The 1,975-nt window shown below is 73.1% G+C and carries 2 protein-coding genes; one reads left to right on the forward strand and one right to left on the reverse strand.

Going from position 1 to position 1,975, the window contains the following annotated elements; all coding sequences use genetic code 11:
* Positions 1 to 1,157: RNA-guided endonuclease InsQ/TnpB family protein (locus DKL51_RS31660; protein ID WP_148097908.1), on the reverse strand; the 1,157-nt coding region annotated here is incomplete at its 3' end.
* 220 nt (positions 1,158 to 1,377) lie between these two features.
* Between DKL51_RS31660 and DKL51_RS31665 the strand changes: the two genes are divergently transcribed.
* Positions 1,378 to 1,975 (forward strand): anhydro-N-acetylmuramic acid kinase (locus tag DKL51_RS31665; RefSeq protein ID WP_185734989.1); only part of this gene is annotated, 598 nt, incomplete at its 3' end.

Genomic DNA, 1,975 nt, shown 5'->3' on the forward strand with positions numbered 1-1,975 from the left:
CGTCGGGAGTGGCCGGCACCGGGGAGGTGTCGACCGGCTCGACGGTGCGTGACCACCTCAGGCAGCACGACGGCGGCTGTCGGGGTGGTGGGTCCGCCGCCTGGGGTGCGGGTGGCGATGCTGGCGGCCGCGACCAGGTCGCGGTGCCCGGAAAAGGCGCAGTGCGGGCAGGACAGGGTCCGCCCGCGAGGTTTCGACACCCGCCTGGTGCACGCGGGGCAGGTGGAGGACGTGCCGCGTTCGTCGACCAGCCGTACGGTGATGCCGGCGAGGGTGGCCTTGTCGGTGAGGACCTGCAGGAGTCGGCCGATCTGCCACTGCCGCAGCCGCAGGTTGTGCCGCCGCCCCGCCGGCAGGTCCAGCACCCCGCGTGGGTCACCGACGTGCAGCACACCCACCCGCTGACGTGTCGCCCAGGAGACAACCTGGCGGGCGGCTTCGTGCTGGGCCTGGCGAACCCGGCGCCGATGCCGGCCCTCCACCAACCGAGAACGCCGCCGGTATGTGCGCCACCGTCGCGAACCCCGCTGACCAGGTTTCGGTGCGCGGCGGGCGACAGCACGACGGCGGGCTTTCGTGTCGGCCAGGTGCATGCGGTGCTCAGCCCGGATCGCCCGCCCGGACACCAACAGCCCAGCCCCGTCAGGGCCGGCCACCGCGTACGGGTGAATGATCCCCAGGTCCACCCCCGCCACCCGGGCAGGATCCGGCCCCTCACCCGGCGGATACACCGCCACCGGGACTTCGGCGGTCACGTCGAGGAACAGGCGGCCGCCCTCGCACAGCAGGGTGACCGACCGGACCTGCTCCACCGGATACGGCACCCTCCGCGCCAGGCGCACCCACAACGGCGGGGTGCCCTTGGCGGTGGGAATCCGCACCCGACGCCCCTGGAGGGTGAACGTGCCGTGATACCAGCGCACCGGCACCAACCCCCGCCGCCGACGCGGAAACCCCGCCGACAGGTCACCATCCTTACGGCGCTTGGCGGCCGCGAACCACGCATCCGAAAACCGCCGCAACACCGACCGGGCACCCACCGAGTCCAACTCCGCGAACGTGCCCGGCCCCGACACCGCCAACTCCCGACACAACTCCTGATAACCGGTCAGCGGCACGTCACGGCGGCGGCGCCGCCACGCGTTGACCTCCAGCACACACGCCCACACATCACCGGCTGAGCGCAACAGGCCGAAACACCGCCACCGCTGCCCCGACGTCACCCGCAACCCCACACGAGCGGTGCGATGCACCACCCGAGGCGCGGCAGGATCCCGACGGCGAGGCATGAGGCGAAGCCAACACCACCGGTACGACAATTCCCCCTCGACCGACCAACCCGGCGAACGTTAGTGGACACAGCACTAGCCTGGCCGGATGAAGATCGTCGGGCTCATGTCGGGGACGTCGTACGACGGGGTGGACGTGGCGGCCGCCGAGTTCGTCCTCGACGGGGAGACGCTGCGGCTGCGGCCGCTCGGCACCGCGAGCCTGGACTACGACGACGGGCTGCGCGGGGAGATCGGCGCGCTGCTGCCGCCCGCCGGCACCACCATCGAGGCCGTCTGCCGGCTGGACAACCGGCTCGGGGAGGTCTTCGCCGACGCCGCTGCGGTCGGCGTCGAGCTGGCCGGCGGTGCGGCCGACGCGGTGGTCTCGCCCGGGCAGACCGTCTTCCACTGGGTGGAGGAGGGTCGGGCGCGGGGGACCCTGCAGCTCGGCGCGCCGGCCCGGGTGGCCGAGCGGGTCGGCGTACCGGTGCTCAGTGACCTGCGGTCGGCGGACATCGCGGCGGGCGGGCAGGGCGCGCCGCTGGTGCCGGTCTTCGACGCCCTGCTGCTGGACGCGGCCGCCGGGCCGCGGGCGGCGCTCAACCTCGGCGGCATCGCGAACCTCACCGTGGTCGCGCCGGGCGCCCCCGTCCTCGGGCTGTCTCTTATAAACATCTCCGAGCCCACGAGACCGGAGCCTATCT

Origin of the sequence: Micromonospora globispora (assembly GCF_003857015.1) — a bacterium.
Classification (GTDB): Bacteria; Actinomycetota; Actinomycetes; order Mycobacteriales; family Micromonosporaceae; genus Micromonospora; species Micromonospora globispora.